19 protein-coding genes are annotated in these 22,121 nt (G+C 67.2%); 9 read left to right on the top strand and 10 right to left on the bottom strand.

Translation table 11 applies throughout. The features are described from left to right. Positions 1–6 precede the first annotated feature (6 nt). The 3 genes from HEQ16_05385 to HEQ16_05375 form a co-directional block, all read right to left on the bottom strand. On the bottom strand, positions 7–1,215 hold the full coding sequence (locus HEQ16_05385) for an acetyl-CoA C-acetyltransferase (protein ID MCO4053478.1): 1,209 nt from the start codon (positions 1,213–1,215) through the stop codon (positions 7–9). A gap of 359 nt (positions 1,216–1,574) precedes the next feature. After that, positions 1,575–3,371, bottom strand: a complete 1,797-nt coding sequence (locus HEQ16_05380) for an acyl-CoA dehydrogenase (GenBank protein ID MCO4053477.1) — start codon at positions 3,369–3,371, stop codon at positions 1,575–1,577. 328 nt (positions 3,372–3,699) lie between these two features. Beyond that, positions 3,700–4,119: a MerR family transcriptional regulator gene (locus HEQ16_05375; protein ID MCO4053476.1), complete on the bottom strand. Its 420-nt coding sequence runs from the start codon at positions 4,117–4,119 to the stop codon at positions 3,700–3,702. Between the two features lie 392 nt (positions 4,120–4,511). Here HEQ16_05375 and HEQ16_05370 point away from each other — a divergent pair, with 392 nt between their 5' ends. From HEQ16_05370 to HEQ16_05350, 5 genes are all read left to right on the top strand, one after another. Continuing rightward, positions 4,512–6,161, top strand: coding sequence for a hypothetical protein (locus HEQ16_05370; GenBank protein ID MCO4053475.1), 1,650 nt, complete (start codon positions 4,512–4,514; stop codon positions 6,159–6,161). Positions 6,162–7,417: 1,256 nt separating this feature from the next. Continuing rightward, a complete protein-coding gene (locus tag HEQ16_05365) occupies positions 7,418–8,767 on the top strand; it encodes a sel1 repeat family protein (GenBank protein ID MCO4053474.1) in 1,350 nt (449 codons plus the stop codon). A 131-nt stretch (positions 8,768–8,898) separates the two neighbouring features. Further along, on the top strand, positions 8,899–9,822 hold the full coding sequence (locus HEQ16_05360) for a sulfite exporter TauE/SafE family protein (protein MCO4053473.1): 924 nt from the start codon (positions 8,899–8,901) through the stop codon (positions 9,820–9,822). Beyond that, on the top strand, positions 9,822–10,619 hold the full coding sequence (locus tag HEQ16_05355; protein ID MCO4053472.1) for a hypothetical protein: 798 nt from the start codon (positions 9,822–9,824) through the stop codon (positions 10,617–10,619). The genes HEQ16_05360 and HEQ16_05355 overlap by 1 nt, the downstream gene beginning before the upstream one ends. Positions 10,620–10,774: 155 nt before the next feature. Beyond that, positions 10,775–11,239, top strand: a complete 465-nt coding sequence (locus HEQ16_05350; GenBank protein MCO4053471.1) for a DUF3429 domain-containing protein — start codon at positions 10,775–10,777, stop codon at positions 11,237–11,239. Between the two features lie 6 nt (positions 11,240–11,245). Here HEQ16_05350 and pdeM read toward each other — a convergent pair whose 3' ends face one another. From pdeM to HEQ16_05335, 3 genes are all read right to left on the bottom strand, one after another. Next, the gene (gene pdeM, locus HEQ16_05345) at positions 11,246–11,836 is read right to left on the bottom strand and encodes a ligase-associated DNA damage response endonuclease PdeM (GenBank protein ID MCO4053470.1); all 591 of its coding nucleotides are present in this window, start codon (positions 11,834–11,836) and stop codon (positions 11,246–11,248) included. Positions 11,837–11,949: 113 nt separating this feature from the next. Further along, positions 11,950–14,469, bottom strand: coding sequence for a ligase-associated DNA damage response DEXH box helicase (locus HEQ16_05340; GenBank protein ID MCO4053469.1), 2,520 nt, complete (start codon positions 14,467–14,469; stop codon positions 11,950–11,952). Continuing rightward, positions 14,466–15,410: a methyltransferase domain-containing protein gene (locus HEQ16_05335; protein ID MCO4053468.1), complete on the bottom strand. Its 945-nt coding sequence runs from the start codon at positions 15,408–15,410 to the stop codon at positions 14,466–14,468. Before HEQ16_05335 ends, HEQ16_05340 begins: the two co-directional genes overlap by 4 nt. A 64-nt stretch (positions 15,411–15,474) precedes the next feature. Here HEQ16_05335 and HEQ16_05330 point away from each other — a divergent pair, with 64 nt between their 5' ends. The 4 genes from HEQ16_05330 to HEQ16_05315 are packed head-to-tail and all read left to right on the top strand — an operon-like array spanning position 15,475 to position 18,892. Next, complete coding sequence (locus HEQ16_05330; GenBank protein MCO4053467.1) at positions 15,475–16,524, top strand: ligase-associated DNA damage response exonuclease; 1,050 nt, start codon at positions 15,475–15,477, stop codon at positions 16,522–16,524. Continuing rightward, a complete protein-coding gene (locus HEQ16_05325; protein MCO4053466.1) occupies positions 16,521–18,248 on the top strand; it encodes a cisplatin damage response ATP-dependent DNA ligase in 1,728 nt (575 codons plus the stop codon). The genes HEQ16_05330 and HEQ16_05325 overlap by 4 nt, the downstream gene beginning before the upstream one ends. 45 nt (positions 18,249–18,293) lie before the next feature. Beyond that, positions 18,294–18,590: a hypothetical protein gene (locus HEQ16_05320; GenBank protein ID MCO4053465.1), complete on the top strand. Its 297-nt coding sequence runs from the start codon at positions 18,294–18,296 to the stop codon at positions 18,588–18,590. Further along, positions 18,590–18,892 carry a hypothetical protein gene (locus tag HEQ16_05315; protein ID MCO4053464.1) on the top strand — a complete coding sequence of 101 codons (303 nt, stop codon included), beginning with the start codon at positions 18,590–18,592 and terminating at the stop codon, positions 18,890–18,892. Before HEQ16_05320 ends, HEQ16_05315 begins: the two co-directional genes overlap by 1 nt. Here the strand turns inward: HEQ16_05315 and HEQ16_05310 are convergent. The 4 genes from HEQ16_05310 to HEQ16_05295 all read right to left on the bottom strand — a co-directional run bounded on the left by HEQ16_05310 (position 18,870) and on the right by HEQ16_05295 (position 22,120). Then, a complete protein-coding gene (locus HEQ16_05310; GenBank protein MCO4053463.1) occupies positions 18,870–19,256 on the bottom strand; it encodes a hypothetical protein in 387 nt (128 codons plus the stop codon). The two genes, HEQ16_05315 and HEQ16_05310, sit on opposite strands and share 23 nt — an antisense overlap. Before the next feature lie 111 nt (positions 19,257–19,367). Further along, positions 19,368–19,715 (bottom strand): hypothetical protein, encoded by a 348-nt coding sequence (locus HEQ16_05305; protein ID MCO4053462.1) that lies wholly within the window; start codon positions 19,713–19,715, stop codon positions 19,368–19,370. Further along, positions 19,712–20,035, bottom strand: a complete 324-nt coding sequence (locus HEQ16_05300) for a hypothetical protein (protein ID MCO4053461.1) — start codon at positions 20,033–20,035, stop codon at positions 19,712–19,714. Before HEQ16_05300 ends, HEQ16_05305 begins: the two co-directional genes overlap by 4 nt. Positions 20,036–20,161: 126 nt before the next feature. Continuing rightward, complete coding sequence (locus HEQ16_05295; GenBank protein MCO4053460.1) at positions 20,162–22,120, bottom strand: cation acetate symporter; 1,959 nt, start codon at positions 22,118–22,120, stop codon at positions 20,162–20,164. Position 22,121: the final 1 nt, after the last annotated feature.

The raw sequence follows: 22,121 nt of genomic DNA, 5'->3' as shown, positions 1-22,121 counted from the left end.
CCGATCTCAGACGCGTTCGATGATGGTGGCGACGCCCATGCCGGCGGCGACGCACAGCGTGATCAGGGCCGTCTGCTTGCCGGTGCGCTCTAGCTCGTCGAGCACGGTGCCGAGGATCATGGCGCCAGTGGCGCCGAGCGGATGGCCCATGGCGATGGCGCCGCCATTGACGTTGAGCCGCTCGGGGTCGAGGTCGAAGGCCTGCTGATAGCGCAGCACCACCGAGGCGAAGGCCTCGTTGAGCTCGAACAGGTCGATGTCCTTCAGGCTCATGCCGGCCTTCCTCAGCACCAGCTCGGTCACGTCGACCGGGCCGGTGAGCATGAGGGCGAGGTCGGAGCCGACCGTGGCGAAGGCCTTGATGCGGGCGCGCGGCATGAGGCCCGCAGCCTCGCCGCCTGCCTTTGAACCGACAAGAACGGCAGCTGCGCCATCGACGATGCCGGACGAATTGCCGGCATGGTGGACGTGGCTGACGAACTCGACATCAGGATGGGCGTAGGTCGCCACCGCGTCGAAGCCGCCCTGCTCGCCCATCATGGCGAATGCCGGCTTGAGCGCGGCGAGGCCCTGCATGTCGGCGCTCGGGCGGATGGTCTCGTCCCGGCCCAGCAGGGTCAGGCCATTCATGTCCTTCACCTTGATGACAGATTTGTCGAAACGGCCCGCTTCCCAGGCGGCATGGGCGCGCTTGTGCGACTGCACGGCATAGGCGTCGACATCATCGCGGGAGAAGCCGAACTTGGTGGCGATCAGATCGGCGGCCACACCCTGCGGCATGAAGTAGGTGTCGATGGCCACGGACGGATCGACCGCGATGCCGAAGCCCGAGGCGCCCATGCCGACGCGGCTCATGCTCTCGACGCCGCCGCCGATGGCGAGGTCCTTCTGGCCGCTCATCACCTGGGCTGCGGCGAGGTTCACCGCATCGAGGCCGGAAGCGCAGAACCGGTTGATCTGCACGCCGGGAACAGTCGTGCCGTAGCCGGCCTTGAGCGCCACGGTGCGGGCGATGTCCGCGCCCGCTTCGCCGACCGGATCGACGCAGCCGAACACCACATCCTCGACCAGCGTCACATCGAGATCGTTGCGCGCCTTGATCGCCTTCAGCGTCTGGCTGCCAAGCTCGATGGCGGTGACTTCATGGAGCGAGCCATCGGCCTTGCCCTTGCCGCGCGGCGTGCGCACGTGATCGTAGATGTAGGCTTCAGCCATTGTGGGGTTCCTCCTGAACGTCTTTTCTGGTTGTCATTCCCGGCCGCAGCGAAGCGGAGGGGAAGGGAATCCATCGCGTAAAGCGCCAGGGTGGATCCCCTTCCCGGCCCGTTCGGGCCGCCGGGGATGACACTTTGAGCCAGTGCGCTTTAACTCAGAGTTGCTCTGCCGCTAGGACCATCGCTTTCTGTAATTATCAGCTGCGGTCAAGCAGAACACCACAGAGATTGGGAGTATTGACCAAACTGCTTGATATTCGCCGATGATGACCAATCCGCCCAACAGAGACAGACACCCTGACGCGGCCACCAAACATACCAAAAGGCGCGTATCTTTTGTCATCTTGCCCTGCCCACTTCTCAGAACTGCTCCGCGGTGAACGCCATCGTCATGTCCGACCCGGTCTGGATGCGGGCGACGTGTGCGGCAACTTCCGGCATGGCGCGTTCCATGTAGAAGCGGGCGGTTGCCAGCTTGGCGTTCATGCGCTCGGCCTGTCCATTGGCACCGGCTTTCAGCTTGTCAAGGGCGACGCGCGCCATCTTGGCGTGCATGTAGCCCAGCGCGACGATGCCGAACAGGTGCATGTAGTCATGCGCGCCGGCGCCGGCGTTGTTGGGGTTGGCCATGGCGTTCTGCATGAACCACATGGTGGCCTGCTGGAGCTGCTGCATGGCAGAGCCGAGAGGGCCGACATAGGGCTTCATCGCCTCATCGCCGGCATTCTCCTGGCAGAAGCCGCCAACCTCGCCGAAGAACGCCATGATGGCCCGGCCGCCGTCGCGGCCGAGCTTGCGCCCGACCAGATCCATGGCCTGCACGCCATTGGCGCCTTCATAGATCATGGCGATGCGGGCATCACGCACGAACTGGCTCATGCCCCATTCCTCGATATAGCCATGGCCGCCGAACATCTGCTGGGCCTTGACGGTGTTGTCGAAGCCGACATCGGTGAGCACGCCCTTGATCACGGGAGTCATCAGGCCCATGTGGTCGTCTGCGGCCTGGCGCTCGGCCGGATCGTCGGAGCGATGGGCGACATCGGCCTTCAGCGCGGTCCAGAGGACGAGGGCGCGGGCCGCCTCGTTGAAGGCGCGGATCGACATGAGGTTGCGGCGCACATCGGGGTGAACCAGCAGCGTGTCAGCGGGTTTGTCAGGCTCAGCGGCACCGGTGAGTGCACGGCCCTGGCGGCGGTCCTTGGCGTAGGCAACGGCGTTCTGGTAAGCGACTTCCGAGCAGCCGAGGCCCTGGATGCCGACGGCGAGGCGCGCCTCGTTCATCATCACGAACATGGCGTTGAGGCCCTTGTTCTCGTGGCCGACGATCCAGCCGGTGGCGCCATCATAGTTCATGACGCAGGTCGAGTTGCCGTGAATGCCCATCTTGTGCTCGATCGAGCCGCAGGAGACGCCGTTGCGCGCGCCGAGCGAGCCATCGGCATTGACCAGGAACTTCGGCACGACGAAGAGCGTGATGCCCTTGGTGCCCATCGGCGCGCCCTCGACGCGGGCGAGGACCAGATGCACGATGTTCCCGGCAAGGTCATGTTCGCCGGCGGAGATGAAGATCTTGGTGCCGGAAATGGCGTAGGAGCCGTCGCCATTGGGCACGGCCCTGGTCTTGAGCATGCCCAGATCCGTGCCGCAATGCGGCTCGGTGAGGTTCATGGTTCCGGTCCACTCGCCCGAGATCATCCTGGGCAGGTAAAGCTCCTTCTGCTCCTGCGAGGCATGCTCCAGCATCGCGGCGACCGCGCCCTGGGTCAGGCCCGGATACATGCCGAGCGCCAGATTGGACGAGGACAGGAATTCCTGCATCACGGCGTTCAGCGTGGAGGGGAGGCCCTGTCCGCCGAACTCCTCGGGAACGGGCAGGCCAAGCCAGCCACCCTCCTTGTAGGCCTCATAGGCGGCCTTGTAACCCGTGGGCGTCGTCACCGAGCCATCCGGATGCCGGGTGCAGCCTTCCTTGTCGCCGGACAGGTTTACGGGCTGGAAGACCTCTTCGCAGAGCTTCGCGCCTTCGCTGACGATGGCCTCGACGACATCGGGCGTGGCGTCGGCGAAGCCCGGCAGATTGTTGTAGCGTTCGATCGGAAACACATCATTCAGCAGGAACATCACATCTTCAACAGGCGCCTTGTAGACCGGCATCGCTCAATCTCCCTCGGATCAAGGCCACAATCCTCGCGGCCGCTTCAGGCCTGTGACCTGGCGCGGCGGCGGCGTGGCCGACAGATCGTTCATATGTAAACTATCTTGCCGCAGATGGAAAGACTGGCTCGCAAGAAATCGGCGCGCCAGCCCTTGGCACGCCATACCTTGGCACGCCAGCCCTTGGGCAGAACCGCTGCGATCAGGCCACCGGCTGACGCAGCCCACAGGAAAGGCGGCGCATCAGGATGATGGCCGCCCTGCAGAAGTCATAGCAATTCGTATGGAAAGCGCCCCAACGGCAGACAGCGGAGCTTGAAGCCCTTCTTCAGCCCTTATTGGGGCCGAGCAGGACGTCGCGGCGCTCCTCAAGCTCCTCGATGGCGGACTGGCATTCGCAAAGCTGGCTGCGCAGCAGCTTGAGCTGCTCCTCGATCTGGGGAAGCGTCAGCTTCAGGCCGGACTTGCTCTCCGCGTTCTGCGCGACCATGGCGCGGATCTCGGTGAGCGTGAAGCCAAGCTTCTTGCCCTTGAGGATGAGGGAGAGGCGGACGCGATCCTGCTCCGAGTAGAAGCGGTTCATGCCTTCGCGGCGTGGCGACAGCAGGCCCCGCGCCTCGTAAAAACGCAGGGTTCGCAAGGTCACTTCAAAATCGCGCGCAATATCGCCGATCGTCGACCATTCGCCACCGGAGGTTCCGGCTTCGCCGGATTCGTCGCGAGATGACATTTCGTAAGCTTCGTGCATGGCACATGACACCGTAATGGGTTGGAAAAAACGATCACGAAAAAGACGCGCCGCCTCAAATCCTGTCTGAAAAAATTTCGGACGCCTACTGACCACTATCAAATTGTCTGAACGGCGTCATCTTGCGGTTAACTCATTGCGCAAAATTCATGTTTTCCACAGCCGGCAATGGTAAAATAAAGGCGCATAAACGGTTTTTCAAGACCTCTTAACCCGCTGTTAACCATAAAACGGAAAAAGTTGCCTACATCGGGCTTCGGCTGGAACGTCCGGCGATTCGCATCAGCATCCTGATCGGCTTCGTCGGTTCGCGCCAGCCTCCCAAAGCGAGAACGCCAGACGGGGGGCGTTGTCAGGGACCGGTTGGAGATGCGCCCCGCGGCGAGTGAGCGATGGCCCAAAGCCTGCCCTGGAACGTCAAGGGAATTGACGTGAACACGCGCGAGGCCGCACGTGACGCGGCGCGCCGTGCTGGCATGAGCGTGAGCGACTGGCTCGAGCATGTCATCCGCGAGGAAGCGCTCAAGTCAGGGCACGAGACGCAGCCCGCGCATGACGCCCAGCGCTACGACCTGCGCAGCCGCCTGCAGCGCCTCTCGCGCTCGGGATCGGGCGCGGCCATGGAGCGCGGCACGTGGCACGCTTCAGGCGCCGGCAGCCAGAGCCGCTCTGACCTCCACGTCCTGCTCAATCAGGCCGCGCAGCTCGAACTGCGCACCCGCGATGCGGAAGCCAAGACGACCACGGCGCTGGAATCCATCGTCGATTGGATCGAGAAGGCCGAAAGCCGGATGGCCGCGGCCGAGCGCGCCTCCGCCGAGCGGCAGGAGCGCGCCACCAGCGTGATCGCCGATGCGATCAAGACCGTATCGTCCCGCGTCTCCGATGTGGAGCGCAAGGCGCAAGGCGGCTCGGGCGAAGCCTCCCGGGCGGAGACCCTGGTGGCCCAGCCCCCTTCGGGCCGGCGCCCCACGCTCTCCCGCGAAGGGCTCAGCCACGCGATTTCCGACATCCAGAACCGACAGCGCGAGCTGGAGGCCGGACCTGACCGCCGACGGCCCGCCGCAGTGATGCAGAACCTGCGCGAGGATCTGGACCGCGTCGTGAGCCTGCCCCATGGCGAGCGCCGTATGTCCGAACGCCGCGCCGACGTGACCCCGCTGATGAACGACCTGCGCGCGGATCTCGCACAGCTGCGCAGCGAGATCGCCGGCCTCGCCTCGGCTCCCGCGTCCTCGCGCCTCGAAGACAGCATCCGCGAGCTCGCCCAGCGCCTCGACATGCGCGAGCCGGCGCCGCTCGACGAACTGGCCCGGCCGCTGGCGCGGATCGAGGCTGAACTGTCGCGGCTGCAGCAGCAGGATCCGAGCACTCGCTTTGGCCGCGTCGAGACCGAGATCCAGCGCCTTGGGGCCCGCATCGAGGACCTCGCCGCGCATGCGCATGAACCCCGTCTCATCGCCGCCGCCGTGCAGGAGCTCGCAAGCCTCAAGGACGCGCTGACCCGGACTTCCCAGGCACCGCGCCTCGATAACCTGTCGAGCCAGATCGCCAAGCTTGCCAATGACATCAGTCGGGTCCGCGAGGAGATCGGGCGCGCCAATCCGGCTGGCGAGGTCGAGCGCGCCATCGAGGACATGCGCGAAGCGCTGTTGCGCGAGACGCGCGACGCCAGCGGCATCGGCCACGGGTTGCTGCAGCGGATCGAGCGCCAGATGCAGACGGTCTCGGCGGCGATCAACCAGGTTCCTGCCGGCCGGAACGGCGAGCGCGAGGAGTTTTTCGCTGCTGTCGCACAAGCTGGACCAGCTTGCCCAGCGCACTCAGCCGGAATCCGATGCTCTGGCGCGGCGCATCGAGGATCTTGCGCTCAAGCTCGACGACATGTCCGGACGGGGCGGTGCCCAGCTCATGGAGCGCGTGGACCGGCTGTCCGACCAGATCGAGGCTCTCGCCCAGCGCAGCCCGGCCGGGATCGAAAAGCAGATCGACAAGCTCGCCGCCCGGATCGAAGCGCTGGCCAGCTCGCAGGCTCCGGCTGAGCAGGACCTCCAGAAGCTGGACCTTGCGCCGATCGAGGACATGATCGCCGATCTGGCCCGCAAGTTCGAGGAATCGTCCCGGCCCGAAACCGTAGCCCACGACCGGCAGGACCTCCAGAAGCTGGACCTTGCGCCGATCGAGGACATGATCGCCAATCTGGCCCGCAAGTTCGAGGAATCGTCCCGGCCCGAAACCGTAGCCCACGACCGGCAGGACCTCCAGAAGCTGGACCTCACGCCGATCGAGGACATGATCGCCAATCTGGCCCGCAAGCTCGAGGAATCGTCCCGGCCCGAAACCGTAGCCCACGACCGGCAGGACCTCCAGAAGCTGGACCTCACGCCGATCGAGGACATGATCGCCGATCTGGCCCGCAAGTTCGAGGAATCGTCCCGGCCCGAAACCGTAGCCCACGACCGGCAGGACCTCCAGAAGCTGGACCTCACGCCGATCGAGGACATGATCGCCGATCTGGCCCGCAAGCTCGAGGAAACGTCCCGACCCGAAACCGAAGCCAAGGGCCTGAAGGGCCTTGAACGTCAGATCGCAGCGCTCGCGGACCGGCTCGACATCCAGCCGGCGGCGACCGTCGCCAACGATGGCCTCGAGCGGACCTTGCAGGACCTGATGCGCTCGCTCGGCGGGCTGCGCGACGAAACGGCCAGCGCCGTCGACCGCGCGGCGCGCGCCGCCGTGGCCGAAGCAATGGCCCGCTCCCCGGCTCCGGACGCAACCATGCCGGATCTGAGCGGGCTGCGCGATGACCTCGCGGGACTCAAGGATGTGCATCTCTCGATCGACAGGCGCACCCTCGGCGCGATCGGCGCGGTGAATGACACGCTTGAAAAGATGGTGCAGCGCCTTGCGCAGCTCGAGGACGAAATGGCGCGCGAGCGCGAACCGGTTTCGCCCGCCCCGTCTGCAGGCGGCTCGCGCTTCCTCTCCCCGAGCCAGCTCGAAGCCTATCCACCCCCACCCCCACCCCCACCCCCACCCCCACCCCTCACCGCTCCTGCGCGCTACGCCGAGCCGAGCGCGGGCAGAGGCGACAGCCTCACCGCTGAAAGCGCCCAGCGCATCGAAGCGCGAGTCGCAGAGGATTTGCCGCGCGCCGCCGCGCAGCGCACGCTGCGTCCAGGATCCGCTCCAGCAGAGGCTGCGCGGGCAGGCTGCGCGGGCAGAGGCGACAGCCGCCAGGACCGAGCCGGCCCGCGCTGCGGACCCGCGCATCGGGCCTGCCTTCGCCCGGAAGCCAGTGTTCGATCCGGCTGACAGCCTCCCTGACATGCCGCTGGAGCCCGGCTCCGGCCGCCCGCGTGGCCGCAGCGACGCGGGCCCGGCCGCGCCGCCATCGGCTAATGGCATCAATCCCAGCCTGATCGCCGCCGCACGGCGGGCCGCCATGGCCGCCAGCGCCGAGGCTGAAGCGATAAAGGGCAGCGAGAAGGCCGAAGCCAAGGCCAAGGGCCGCTTCGGCCTGCCGATGGGCCTGAAAGAGGCGCTCGAGAAGCGGCGCAAGCCCATCCTGCTCGGTCTCGCCGCCATCATTCTCGCCATCGGCGCAAGCCAGGTCGCGACCACGCTGCTGCCGGATGCGCCGCCGACCCGCGAGGCGCGGCAGCAGGGCGCCGCCGAAGCGCCGGCATCCGAGCGCCGCGCCGAGCCGCGCGCCGCGGAGCCAACCAGCCCGCCGCCCGCGTCCGCCATCGCTCCGGCTCCCCCCAAGGACCAGACCTCGATGTTGTCGCCGCCTCCCGAGCTGGCTGTCAGCGCCGCGCCGGCGAGCGGGCCGGATGTCACCGGCAGCGCGCGCCCGGTCGAGATGGCCGCGCTGCCGCCGGCCGATCTCGGCCCCGACGCATCGCGCTTTGCCGCGCCGTCCAGCTCGCTGGCGCACGGACGGGTCACCAATCTGGGAGAACTCGCGCCGACGATCGGCACGCCCGGACTGCGCCGCGCGGCGCTTGAGGGCGATGCAAACGCGGTCCATGAGCTGGCGGTGCGGGCCAGCGACGGCGTCGGCATGGCGCGGGACCAGAAGCTGGCGCTGCGCCTGTTCGAACGCGCCGCCGCCGCGGGCCACGCTCCGTCGCAGTTCCGCGTCGCCAACATGCACGAAAAGGGCATCGGCACGGCGCGCGACGCCAAGCTCGCGATAAGCTGGTATCGTCGCGCCGCAGAGCGCGGCAACGCCAAGGCCATGCACAACCTCGCCGTCCTGATCGCGGAAGGGGCCGACGGCCGGCCTGACTATGCGGCGGCGGCGGAGTTCTTCCGCAAGGGCGCGGAGCACGGGGTGCGCGACAGCCAGTTCAATCTCGCCATCCTTCTCGGGCGCGGACTCGGTGTCGAACAGGATCTCTCCCAGTCCTACACCTGGTTTGCCGTCGCGGCCCGGCAGGGCGATGAGGACGCCGCCAAAAAGCGCGATGAAGTCGGCGCGCGGCTGACGCCGGTCGACCTCGCTGCGGGGCGCACGGCCTCGCTCGAATGGAAGCCCAAGCCGCTCGATCCGGTTGCGAACGACGTGGCGGCGCCCGCGCAGGGCTGGGACCCCCAACCCAAGCCTGGCCAGAAGCCCCCCGCGCGGCCGCGCACCACCTGAGCCCATCTGCCGCAGGGGGCGGCCTGACAACCCGAAGCGGCTTGCGCCGCCCGGCGCCACGCAGCAGGGATTGGTTCATCCACCATGCGTCAGGATGGCGCTGACCATTCCTCTCGCAGGACCGCGTGCCGATGCAGATCTACCTGCCCATCGCAGAAATGCCGATCAACGTGCTGTTGATCCTGAGCATGAGCGCTGCGGTGGGGTTCATCTCTGGCATGTTTGGGATCGGCGGGGGCTTCCTCATGACGCCGCTGCTGATCTTCCTCGGCATTCCGCCGGCCGTGGCGGTCGCCACGGAAACCGCGCAGATCGCCGCGTCCTCGATGACGGGCGCGCTCTCCTACTGGCGGCGACGGCAGCTTGATTTCAAGCTGGGCGGGTTCCTGGTGGCGGGGGGCTTGTTCGGCACGGCGCTCGGGGTCCTGGCCTTCAACGCCATCAGGCGGGCGGGCCAGCTCGATGCGGTGATCACGATCTCGTACCTCACCCTGTTCACGGCGATCGGCGGGCTGATGCTGTTCGAGAGCCTGAAGGTCATGCTGCGGGCCCGGGCAGGCGCGCCGGCCAAGCTGCTGCGGGCCGGGCAGCACCCCGCCTGGCTGAAATGGCCATGGCGCGTGCGCTTTCACCGCTCGCGCCTCTACGCCAGCGCCATCCCGATCCTCGGATTCGCGGCTCTTGTCGGCTTCATCGGGGCGATACTGGGCATTGGCGGCGGCTTCATCATGGTTCCGGCGCTGCTTTACCTGTTCCGCGTCCCGACCGCCGTAGTTGTGGGCACCTCGCTGTTCCAGATCCTCATCACCATGACGGCAGCGACGCTGTTTCATGCCGCCACAAACCAGTCGGTCGACATCATTCTCGCTATCCTTCTGATCGTGGGCGGCGTGATCGGGGCGCAGTTCGGGGCGCGTGCGGGGCGCAACCTCAAGGGCGAGATCTTCAGGCTGCTGCTCGCGCTGCTGCTGCTGGCGGTGGGTATCCGCTTTGGCTCGGAAGCTCTGGTTCAGCCGGAGGAGCTTTACTCGATTTCCGTGCAGGGGCAGCGCTGATGGGCAGCGCGCGCGCCCTCGGCTGGTGCTTGCGGCGGGCGCTGGCCGCGCTCGCGCTCAGCCTAGGGCCAGGCCTCGTCCCGGCGCGGGCAGAGACGCTGATCGCGTCGCTCTCGACCCACCGGGTGCTGATCAGCTCGAACTACACCGGCGCGCAGATCGCCGTATTCGGCTCGGTGGAACGCGATGGCCGCACCGTGGCGCGGGCCGATCCTTATGATGTGGTGGTCACCGTGCTCGGGCCACGCAGGCACCTGCTGGTGCGCGAAAAGGCACGGCGAGGGCCGCTCTGGCTCAATAACCAGCAAAGGCGCTTCGTGGAGGCGCCGGCCTTCCTGGCGACTTACACCACGCGCACCATCGCCGAGATGGGCAGCGAGGAGGATGCGCGGCGGCTCCGGTTCGGGCTCCGCAACCGGCTCGTCACCCCTGCCAGCGCGCTTTCGCATGATGATGACGAAGCGCGCTTCGTGAATGCGCTGATCCGCCTCAAGGCCGAGGATCGGCTCTATCAGGAAGTCGAGCGCGGCGTGACCTTCCTGACGCCGAGCCTGTTCCGGGCCGCGGTGGAACTGCCGGCCAGCGCGCCGACCGGGGAATACGAGGTCGTGATCGAGCTGTTCTCGGGGCAGGTTCCGCTGGCGCGGCAGCAGACCAGCTTCGAGGTGGTGCAGATCGGCTTCGAACAGCGCGTGGCCTGGCTCGCCCGCAACTGGGCGCTCGTCTACGGCCTGATGACGGCGCTGACCGCGATCTTCTTCGGCTGGCTCGCCACGATCATCTTCCGGCGCGACTGATGCGAGGACAGGGCGCGCCGCTGGCGGTTGTGCTGGCGGCAGGTTGCGCTATGTGAGGTTCATGCCAGCCGGGAGGCTGGCCTTCGGGCTGGACCCGTCGCCCTCACCTTGTCTCATTTGCCTCTTTCCTGCCTCTCCTGCCAGACCGGGTCATCATGTCAGCCTCCGCCTCCCCGCCAAAGGTTCCGCTGCTTCTGGGCGCGCTCGGCCTCCTGCCCTTTCTGGGCCTGAGCTTCGGCCTCGCCATCGGCGTGACCTTGCCGCTGTTCGAGGATGCCGACAGCATGCGGGTCGGGCTCGTGGGCTACGGCGTCGCGATCCTGTCCTTCCTGGGCGGGGTTCGCTGGGGCCTCGCCATCAAGGAAAGCGAGGAAGGCGGCTCCAAGGCGGACCGGGACTTCATCATTTCCGTGATCCCGGCGCTGATCGGCTGGTTCGCCTGGTTCCAGTCCTCACCGGCAGACCTGTGGTGGCTGGTTGCGGCGCATGTCGCGCTGGGCCTGCTCGACTACGGTCTCGCCTGCCGGATCATCGTGCCTGAATGGTATGGCCGGCTCAGGCTGGCGCTGTCGGGGATTGCGGCTGCCTGCCTGATGCTGGCGGCCATAGCCGGCGGCTGAGTGCGCTCAGTCGGCCAGCAGCAGCGAGCGGCTGATGCCGTAGACGCGGCCTTCACCCAGCATCCAGACATCGGCCCCACAGCCATAGAGCGGACGGAAAGCGGCGTCGCGCACGTTGAGCCCGCCGGTGAAGGCGCCCATGGCCGGCATGACCACCCGCTCGCCATCGGAGATGAAGCAGCGACGCCGAAGCGTGCGGCCCCTGAGCCTGATGCGCGCGGCCGGGTGAAGATGCCCCGCGATCTGCGCGCCGGCGGTGATGGCGCACGGCTCGTGCCGAAGGCAGACGCCGCCAAGGCTATGCATGGCGGCGACATCGCCATCGAGCCCGGGCGCTGCATCGGGGTCATGGTTGCCCAGCAGCCAGAGCCAGTCGCGGCCGCGCTGGAGCGCCCGCAACGCCATGGCGTCGTCCGGGTCGAGCCGCGCCGCGCCTGCCCTGTCATGGAAGCTGTCGCCCATGCACACCACAAGGCCGGGCTCGAAGGCCGCGATGGCGAGGGCGCAGGCTGCAAGCGTGGCGCGCGTGTCGTAAGGCGGCAGGAAGATGCCGCGCGCCGCATAGCACGAGCCCTTCTCAAGGTGCAGGTCGGACATCAGGAGGGCGCGCTCGGATGGCAGCCAGAGCGCGCCGGTGCAGTGGGGCACAGCCTCGAGCGCGCCGACCGGGATGGCGCGGCATGCGCCGTCTACCTTCGCGCTGATCGCCGTCACGCCGCCGCCTCCTGCATCATCAGGGCTTCCGCCTCCGCGAGGATCGCGTCAGCGCTGTCGCCATAGACTGCTTCGCGTCCGATCTCCAACATCACCGAGACCCCGAGCGGGGACACATGATCGAGAGGCTTGTGCACGATCTGGCCCCTGATGCGGTTCAGGCATTGGCCGAGCCGCTGGATGTCGAGCAGGCCGGTCGCTGCGTCGGCGCGGGCCGCGCGCAGCAGCAGATGGCCCGGCTCGTGCCGACGCAGCACGTCATAGACCAGATCGGTGGACATGGTGACCTGCCGTCCGGTCTTCTCCTGTCCGGGGAAGCGCCGCTCGATGAGGCCGGCGATCACGGCGCAGTAGCGGAAGGTGCGCTTCATCATCGCGGATTCATCGAGCCAGGCCTCGAGGTCGTCCCCCAGCATGTCGGGATCGAACAGGCCGCCCAGATCGAGCAGGCCGGCGCGAATGGCGGCCGAGAGATCGCACAGGCCCCAGACGCACAGGCCATAATCATTGCACACGAAGCCAAGCGGACCGAGCTTGAGGCGCTCCAGCCGGCGGGTCAGCAGCATGGCGAGCGTCTGATGGGCAAGCCGGCCCTCGAAAGGGTAGGCGATGAGATAGTGCCGGCCTCCGCGCGGGAAGGTTTCGACCAGCATCTCGGATGGCTGCGGCAGCAGGGACTTGCGGGCCTGAAGGCCGAGCCAGTCGCCCACCTGCGCGGGCAGAAGCGGCCACGCGGCCGGAGTGGCGAGCATGCGCCTGACGCGGGCCGCAAGGAAGGTCGAGAGCGGAAACCTGCCGCCCGCGTAGGACGGGAACTTCGGGTCCGTGCCGGAGGGCGTGCGCGAGGCCACGACCTCATTGCCGGAAATGCCCTCGAAGCGCAGAACCTCGCCGCCGAAGACAAAGGTGTCGCCTGGCAGCATGCTTTCGGCGAAGTATTCCTCGATCTCGCCCAGCACCTTGCCGCCAAAGGCGTTGAGCGCCTTGCCGCCGGCCTTGCGGGACCGCGAGAGCCTGACCCTCAGCGACGGGGATTCGATGATGGTGCCGATGTTCATCCGGTATTGCTGCGCCACGCGGGCATGGGCCACGCGCCACAGCCCGTCCTTGCCGCGCACGATCCTGGCGAAGCGCTCATAGGATTTCAGCGCATAGCCGCCCGTCGCGACGAAGTTGAGCGCAGCGTCGAAGGCCTCGCGCGGGAGCGCGGCATAGGGCGAGGCGGAGACGATCTCGGCATAGGCCTCGTCAGCCGCGAAAGGCTCGGCGCAGGCGAGGCCCAGCAGATGCTGCGCCAGCACGTCGAGCGCGCCTTCCCTCGCATCGGGCGTGTCCTGCGCCGCTTCGGCCACGGCCTCCAGAGCGGCGTGGCATTCGAGGATCTCGAAACGGTTGGCGGGAACCAGATAGGCCTTGGAGGGCTCGTCCATGCGGTGATTGGCGCGGCCCACGCGCTGGATCAGCCGGCTGGCGCCCTTGGGCGCGCCGACATTGATGACGAGATCGACATCCCCCCAATCGATGCCCAGATCGAGCGTAGCGGTGCAGACGATGGCCTTGAGCTTGCCCGCGATCATGGCCGCCTCGACCTTGCGGCGCTGCTGCGCGTCCAGCGAGCCATGATGCAGGCCGATCGGCAGATTGTCGTCGTTCACGCCCCAGAGAGACTGGAACATGTACTCCGCCTGCATGCGCGTGTTGACGAAGACCAGCGTGGTGCGGTGCGCCTTGATGGCGGCATAGATCTCGCCCAGCGCGTGGCGCGCGGTGTGCCCCGCCAGCGGCAGGCGGGTGGCCGGCTGCAGTATGCTGAGCCTGGCCCCGGCCCCGCCCTTGACCGTGACAAGATCGGCCAACGGCCGGGCCACGTCGCCGCTTGCGATGTAGCGCTGCAGGGCCTCCGGCTCGCGCACCGTGGCGGAGAGGCCGACGACGCTGGCCTGCGGCGCCAGCTTGCGCAGGCGGGCCAGCCCGAGCGACAGCAGGTCGCCGCGCTTGGAGGTGACGAGCGAATGGATCTCGTCCAGCACGATGCGGCGCAGCCCTGCGAACAGCGCGCGGGCGTCGCGATGGGCGATCATCAGCGCGACCTGCTCGGGCGTGGTCAGCAGGATGTGGGGCGGCCTCTCTATCTGGCGGGCGCGCCTGGCGGCGGAAGTGTCGCCGGTGCGTGTCTCCATCCGGATGTCGAGGCCCATCTCGTCGACGGGCTTCTCCAGATTGCGCGCGATGTCCACCGCCAGCGCCTTGAGCGGCGAGATGTAGAGGGTGTGAAGCGCGCCCTCCTCGCCTGCGCCATCCGCCCTGGCGGCGGACAATTCGATCAGGCTCGGCAGGAAGCCGGCAAGGGTCTTGCCCGCGCCGGTCGGCGCGACGAGCAGGGTCGACCGCCCCGCACGGGCCTGCGCGATCAGCGCCAGCTGATGGGGGCGCGCCTGCCAGCCACGTGCGGCGAACCAGCGCGCGAAGGCGTCCGGCAAAGCGGGCGCGGGTTCTCCGGCGCCGTCGCCCGTCATGCGGGCTTCGCCAGCACCATGACATAGCCCGGCACGTCGAGGCCGCGATCCTGCCGCGTCGAGACCGAGGCGAAATGGGCGATCGACAGGCCCGAATCCTCGGCTACGGCGCGCAGATAGTCATCGCTGTGCGCGTAGCGGGCATCGACGCCAAGCTCGAAGCCGGCCGCGTCGTGGCCATGGCCCTGATGGGCCTGCGTGGTGAAGACGAAGAGCCCGCCGCCCTCCAGCACGCGTGCGGCTTCCCGGAACAACGGAAACAGATCGCCCATGTAGACCAGCACGTCGGCGGCCACGATCAGGTCCGCGGACGCGGGCTGGCGACGGTCGAGGTCATCGACCAGTTCGCCCACGTCGAGGCTGGCGTAAAGGCCGCTGCGCGCCGCGACGGCAATCATCTTCGGCGAAATGTCGACGCCTTCGATGCGCCGCGCGGCCGCACCCAGTGCCCGCGCCATGAGGCCGGTGCCGCAGCCCAGATCGATGGCGAGGCGGAAGGCGGCGGGCCGGCCGAGGCCCTCGCAGGCCTTGCGCAGCGCCTCCATGACGATGGCAGGGCCGCGATAAGCGAGCGCACCGGTGAGATGCGCGTCGAAGCCTTCGGCGTAGCTGTCGAACAGGGCGCGGACATAGCCCTCGCTGATGGCTTCGTCCGGCGCGAGCGCGCCCAGGCGCGACAGGTCGATGCGCGCGCCAAGTTCGTCCTCCGGGTCGAGGCGCAAGGCTTCCGTGAGCGCGGCGATCGCCTCGGCGTTGCGGCCCATGGCGGCCTGCGCCCGCCCGAGCATGACATGGGCGGGGGCGAAGCCAGCCGCCAATTCGATGGTCTGGCCAGCCAGATCGGCGGCTGCCTGCCAGTCAGCGTCAACGAAGGCGGCCGAGGCATAGGCGAAGCGGCGGTCGGCGATGGCGTCGCCGGTGCTGCGGAGAACAGCTTTCAGCGCCATGTGCGCACCTTCCGTGGAGGCCGGGAGTTCCTATCTGCACGATGAGGATACACGATTCATGCGCCCGCACGAGCTTTTGACCCCAACGCCGGCAGGGCTCTATTGCCCCCTTGCGGATGTGCACATCGATCCCGTCAGGCCCGTGGCCCGGGCGCTGATCACCCATGGCCATGCCGATCATGCCCGCGCCGGCCATGATGCGGTGCTGGCCACCGATGAGACGCTCGGCATCATGGCGGTGCGCTATGGCGAGGGCTTCACCGCCACGCGGCAGGTGGCGCGGCTCGGCGAGCCGGTGCGCATCGGGCCGGTGAGCTTCACCTTCCATCCGGCCGGGCATGTGCTGGGCTCGGCGCAGATCGCCGTTGAGGCGCAGGGGCTGCGAATCGTGGCCTCCGGCGACTACAAGCGCGCCCCTGACAGGACCTGCCAGGCCTTCGAGCCGGTACGCTGCGATGTCTTCATCACCGAAGCCACCTTCGGCCTGCCGGTGTTCCGCCATCCGGACACGGCCGGGGAGGTCGACAAGCTTCTCGCCTCGCTCGCCCTGTTTCCGGAGCGCGCCCATCTCATCGGGGCCTATGCGCTGGGCAAGGCGCAGCGGCTCGTGGCCCTCATCCGCGACGCGGGCTACCGGCGGCCGATCTACGTGCACGGGGCCATGGAGAAGCTGATGGGCTTTTACGAGGCTTCCGGCGTCGCCATGGGCGAGATCCGCAAGGTCGTCGCCGCGGAGCGCAAGACGCTGAAGGGCGAGATCGTCATATGCCCGCCGAGCGCCATCCAGGATCTCTGGGCGCGGCACCTGCCCGATCCGGTCACGGCCTTCGCGTCAGGCTGGATGCGGATTCGTGCGCGCGCCCGGCAGAAGGGCGTGGAGCTGCCGCTCATCGTGTCGGACCATGCCGATTGGGACGATCTGTGCGCCACCATCCGCGATGTCGGCGCGCCGGAGGTGTGGGTCACGCATGGGCAGGAGGATGCGCTGGTGCGATGGTGCGAGCTTGCCGGCATCCGCGCCAGGCCCCTGCGCCTCGCCGGCTATGGCGACGAGGGCGAGGTGGAGCCCGATGCGGCGCCCGGCCCTGCCCCCGTGAAGGTGCCATGAGCGCCGATCTCAACAGCTTCGCTTGGCTGCTGGACCGGCTGGCCCATGAGCCGCGCCGCAACGCCAGGCTTGCGCTCATCACCGCCTATTTCCGGCAGACGGCCGACCCGGAGCGGGGCTTCGCGCTTGCCGCCATGACGGGGCAGCTCGCCTTCGCCAACGCCAGGGCCGGGCTGATCCGCTCCCTGATCATGGAGCGCAGCGATCCGGTGCTGTTCGCCCTGTCCTATGACTATGTGGGCGATCTGTCGGAGACGGTGGCCCTGATGTGGCCGGCGCCTGCGCTGTCCTGCCCCGGGCATGACAAGACCGAACGCAGGGAGGGAGCGCCGCCTCTGGACCCCAACAGGCAGGCGCCTGCGCTGTCGGAGATCGTCGCGACGCTGGCCAGCGCCGACAAGCGCGCGCTGCCTGCGCTGGTCGCCGACTGGCTCGATGCGCTCGACGAGACAGGGCGATGGGCGCTGCTCAAGCTCATCACGGGCAGCCTGCGCATCGGGGTCTCGGCAAGGCTCGCCAAGACCGCCGTAGCGGCGCTGGGCGCGCTCGAGCCCGATGATGTCGAGCAGGTCTGGCACGGGCTTGAGGCGCCCTATCTCAGCCTCTTCGCCTGGGCGGAAGGCCATGGGCCACGGCCCGAGGCCACCGATCCCGCGCCCTTCAGGCCCGCCATGCTGGCTCATCCGCTGGAGGACGACGATTTCGACCGGCTGGAGCCGTCCGCCTTCACCGCAGAATGGAAATGGGACGGCGTACGCATACAGGCCGCGTCGGGGCTCGACGGGGCAGGAAGGCGCGTGACGCGGCTCTACTCGCGCACGGGGGAGGAGATGTCCGGCTCCTTTCCGGATCTGGCCGAGGCGGTGACCTTTGACGGCGCGATCGACGGCGAATTGCTGATCTTGCGCGAGGGCCGGGTGCAGAGCTTCAACGTGCTTCAGCAGAGGCTGAACCGCAAGGCGGTGAGCGCAAGGCTTCTGGCCGAGTTTCCGGCCCATATCCGCGCCTATGACCTGCTTTTCGATGGGGACGAGGATGTCCGCCCGCTGCCTCTGGCGGAGCGCAGGCGGCGGCTCGAGGCCTTCATCGCCCGCCACGGCAATGGCCGGATGGATCTCTCGGTGCAGATGAGCTTCGAAAGCTGGGAAGATCTGGCGGCTGGCCGCGCCGACCCCGCGCGCCTCGGCGCAGGCGCAGACGCCGATGCGATCGAGGGGCTGATGCTCAAGCGGCGCGACTCGAGCTACCTGCCGGGCCGGCCCAAGGGGCTGTGGTACAAGTGGAAGCGCGACCCGGCCTTGCTCGATTGCGTGCTGATGTATGCCCAGCGCGGGCACGGCAAACGTTCGTCCTTCTACTCGGATTTCACCTTCGGCTGCTGGCGCGCCGGCCCGAACGGCGATGAGCTCACCCCGGTCGGCAAGGCCTATTTCGGCTTCACCGATGAGGAGTTGGCGCAGCTCGACCGCTTCGTGCGGAAGAACACCATCAACCGCTTCGGTCCGGTGCGGGAGGTGACGCATGAGCCCGGCGCGGGGCTGGTGCTGGAGATCGCGTTCGAGGGCATCCAGCGCTCGACCCGCCACAAATCCGGCGTGGCGATGCGCTTTCCGCGCATCAACCGCATCCGCTGGGACAAGCCGCCGCGCGAGGCGGACAGGATGGACACGATCGAGGCCATGCTCCAGCGCATCGAGGCGCGGGCCGGGCAGGCAGCGCAGTGAGGGCGGCATGGTGAACCTGAAGGGCGGCTCTTGCGTATGAAGCACATGCTGAAACTTCTTTGCGCCATGGGCCTTGCCCTCCTCACCGGCTCCATCATCTGGGCCTTCTCGCTGGCGCCGTTCTGGCCGAGCGTCGCGGCCATCACCGCCAATCCGTGGGGCGTGGTGACGCTGGTCGACCTCTACCTCGGCTTCTTCATCTTCGCGGTGGTGATCGCGCGCTTCGAGCCGTCGCGCGCCGTGGCGGTGAGCCTCATCGCGCTGATGCCGGTCCTGGGCAATGTCGTGCCGCTCGGCTGGCTCATCTGGCGGGGGCTCGATCTGGTCAGGCCCGCACGCTGATGGTGCGGGCGCTCTCGATCGCGGGCATCGCGCTGCTGGCTTTCGCCAAGCTCTGGGCCTTCATGACGGGCGATCTTGCCGCCACCATGGCGAATGCGGGCCGGGACCCGTGGGGCATCGTGGCGCTGATCGCGCTTTATCTCGGCATGTTCGGCTTCATCATCGCCATGGCGCGCTTCGAGCCCAACCGCTGGATCACGCTGGGCGTGATCGCGGCGACGCCGCTGGTGGGCAACATGGCGCTGGCAGGCTGGCTTGCCTTTCGCGGCCATGCGCTGTTCAGGACACGTCGAGCTGGATGAGGAGTTGCAGCAGCACGGAGACCGCGAAGCAGCCGAAACCCGCGAGCGCAAAATAGCGCGTGAAACGCAGATAGACCTCGCGCATGGCGTCGCCGATCAGTTGCTGCGCGAAGCGGGTGTCGGGGCGCTCGCTGGGATCCAGCAGAAGCCACAGCTCGGTGCGCTTGTAGGGCTTGCGCTCCGAAAGCTCCGCCTTGATGAGCAGCACCGCGGCGCAGAGCATCATGCCGACCGCGCCGGTCTTCAGCGAGATCACAGGATAGCCCGCCGTTCCGATCATGAAGCAGAAGATGGCGAGGCTGGCGAAGCCGCAGGCGCGCGCAACGGCCAGGTTGGCCATGTGGTAAAGACGTGTCCGGTCCATGCCCTCTCCTGCAATCGCTGACGCAAGCGAAGGCTAGCATCGCTCATCCAACACATACAGATCACGTGTTTTACGATTGCGTGAACCGCAGGCACAGGCCGCAGGTTCCCTTCAGACGGAGCGGGCCGTCATGTTCAGCAGCGTCGGAACGGTGAGGAGGAGGATGCCGCCAAGCCAGATCCAGAGCGAGAACGGCGTGCTCTCTTTCAGGCCCTTGCCGCGCTCGTAAATGGCGGCGGGGATGCCGCCGATGGCGAGCGTGAGCGCCGACAGGAAGAGCGAGGTGAAGTAAAATTGCAGGATCGGCGAGGTGATGAAGAAGCCCGCTGCGAAGGGCTTGAGCAGGATGAAGACCGGATCGAAATAGGCGGAGAAATGCATGCCGTTGAGCAGCGACATGCCCGCGATGCCCACAAAGATGCCGTCCTTGCGCAGCATGTTCTCACGTTCGTCGCTCATGGCGTCGGCGCTCCCACGATGTTCGGCATCCAGCCCATGAAGGCGAAGCTCACGAAGACGATGAGCCTCACGAACAGGACCCAGACCACGGTGAGAAGCACCACCACGCGCTCATGGACGGCATAGGGGGTGACAATCTGCACCGCATCGATGGCGGGTTGCGTGATCTGGCGGAAGACGGTCCAGATCACCTTGTCGCTGTCAGGCGGGAAGAACAGGGACAGGATGAAGCGCCCCATCAGCGTGTACATCAGCGCAGCCAGCGCCAGGTTGGGGATCTGGTAGAGCCAGAACAATCCCTGGCTGTCGACGTCGGTCATACGGCTTGGGTCCTTGTGGCGCGTGGGCGAAGCGCAGCCCCCGCTTAAAATGAAAGAAGGGGCGGAACAAGCCGCCCCTTCCTGTTTCGCAGGGAGGCCGGGGCGGACGCGCCGCCCCGTCAAACCTCAGCCGGTCTTCTCGACCATGACGGCCGCGCCGCGCGGGCGACGGATGTCGTCGATGAAGTCCTGCATCTCCTTGTTCGGCGCCGTGGTGAACTTCGAGACGATGATCATCGTCAGGAAGCCGATCGGCATGCCGAACAGACCGGCGGAGATGTTGGCCACGTTGAAGTAGCCGACGCGGCTGGCCAGGGGATGGTTGATCAGAACCATGCCTTGCTGGAACAGCTGGGGCTGCTCGGCCTTGAGCTTGGCGAGGTCTACCAACGGCACGCGGGTGACCGGGTGCACGTTGGAATACATGCCCATTACATCCACGCCGAAGCCCGGGAAGTAGCGGGTCACGACGAGGTAGACGAGCGTGGTGATGAACCCGGCCCAGATACCGGCCACGGCGGCTGCCGAGGTGGTGTTCTTGGACCAGATGCCCATGACGAGCGCCGGGAACAGACCCGCTGCGGCGAGGCTGAAGGCCCAGGCGACCATGGCCACGATGTCCGCCGGACGACCCGACGCCACCCAGGCGGCGAGGATCGCGACGATGACCAGGATGACGCGGGCGATGACGAGTTTCTTCGCCACCGGCGCGTTCTTGTTGATCATGCGGCTGTAGACGTCATGGGACAGGGCGTTGGCGATGGCGAGCAGGAGCCCGTCAGCGGTGGAAAGCGCGGCAGCCAGGCCGCCGGCAGCGACGAGGCCGGAGACGACGTAAGGCAGGCCGGCGATTTCAGGCGTGGCGATCACGATCGCGTCGGCCTGGATCGAGAAGTTGGCGAGACCGAGGATCCCGGTGTGGCCAGCGATCTTGCCGCAGGCGGCGGTGATCGTGGCGACGTCGACGGCGTTGACGCCGCAGATCTGGACCAGTTGGATCTTGCCATAGGTGAACACCCAGCTCGGGAGCTGGCCCAGCGGCTTGCCGATGACGTTCTCGAACACCTCGAGCTTCGCGAAGGCGGCATAGGCCGGCGCCGTGAAGTAGAGGATGAAGATGAACAGCAGCGTCCAGGCCACCGAGGAGCGGGCTTCACGCACGGAAGGCGTGGTGAAGTAGCGCATCAGGACGTGGGGCAGCGAGGCCGTGCCGACCATGAGGCAGAGCACGAGAGCGAAGAAGTTCAGGGGGTCGTAGCGGGCGAAGGGCACGATGTGCGAGGCCGTCGCCGCCACGCCGAGCGCCGCTTCCTTGGCCTGGATCTCGGAGAGAACGTTGCCGTAGGTGAGCTGCGGGATCGGAATGCCGAACTTCTGGGTCGAGAGGATCACGACCGGGACAAGGTAGGCGATGATCAGCACGATGTACTGGGCAACCTGGGTCCAGGTCACCGCGCGCATCCCGCCGAGCATCGAGCAGACGAGAATGCCGACGAGGCCGACGAACACCGCAACTTCGAACGACATGCCCAGCAGACGCGCGCCGATGAGGCCCGTCCCAACGATCTGCGCGACCACATAGGTGAACGAGCAGCTCATCAGCACGACGATGCCGGCGATGCGCGCCGCATTGCCGCCGAAGCGGAAGGCCAGGAAGTCCGGCACCGTGTAGCAGCCGAACTTGCGCAGGTAGGGAGCGATCAGCGTGGCCACCAGCACATAGCCGCCGGTCCAGCCCAGGATGAAGGCGAGGCCGTCATAACCAAGCAGGTAGAGCGTGCCGGCCATGCCGATGAACGAGGCGGCGCTCATCCAGTCGGCGGCGGTCGCCATGCCGTTGTAGAAGGAGGGAACCTTGCGGCCGGCGACGTAATACTCGTCGACCTGCATGGTGCGCGAAAGGATGCCGATGGCGGCGTAGACGCCAATCGTGAAGGCCACGAACAGGTAGGCCAGGATGTGATTGGGAACGCCGACGCGCTCCAGGATCGCTATGAAGATGACGAAAGCCAGGAACCCACCCGTGTATATGGTGTAGACCCGGCCAAGATTGGAGGTGAAATCAGTTTTTGCTTCGGTTGCCATG

It is taken from the genome of Bosea sp. (in: a-proteobacteria) (assembly GCA_023910605.1).
Classification (GTDB): Bacteria; Pseudomonadota; Alphaproteobacteria; order Rhizobiales; family Beijerinckiaceae; genus Allobosea.
The sequence above is the reverse complement of the archived record's forward strand: the minus strand, read 5'-3'. Positions and strand labels throughout refer to the sequence as shown.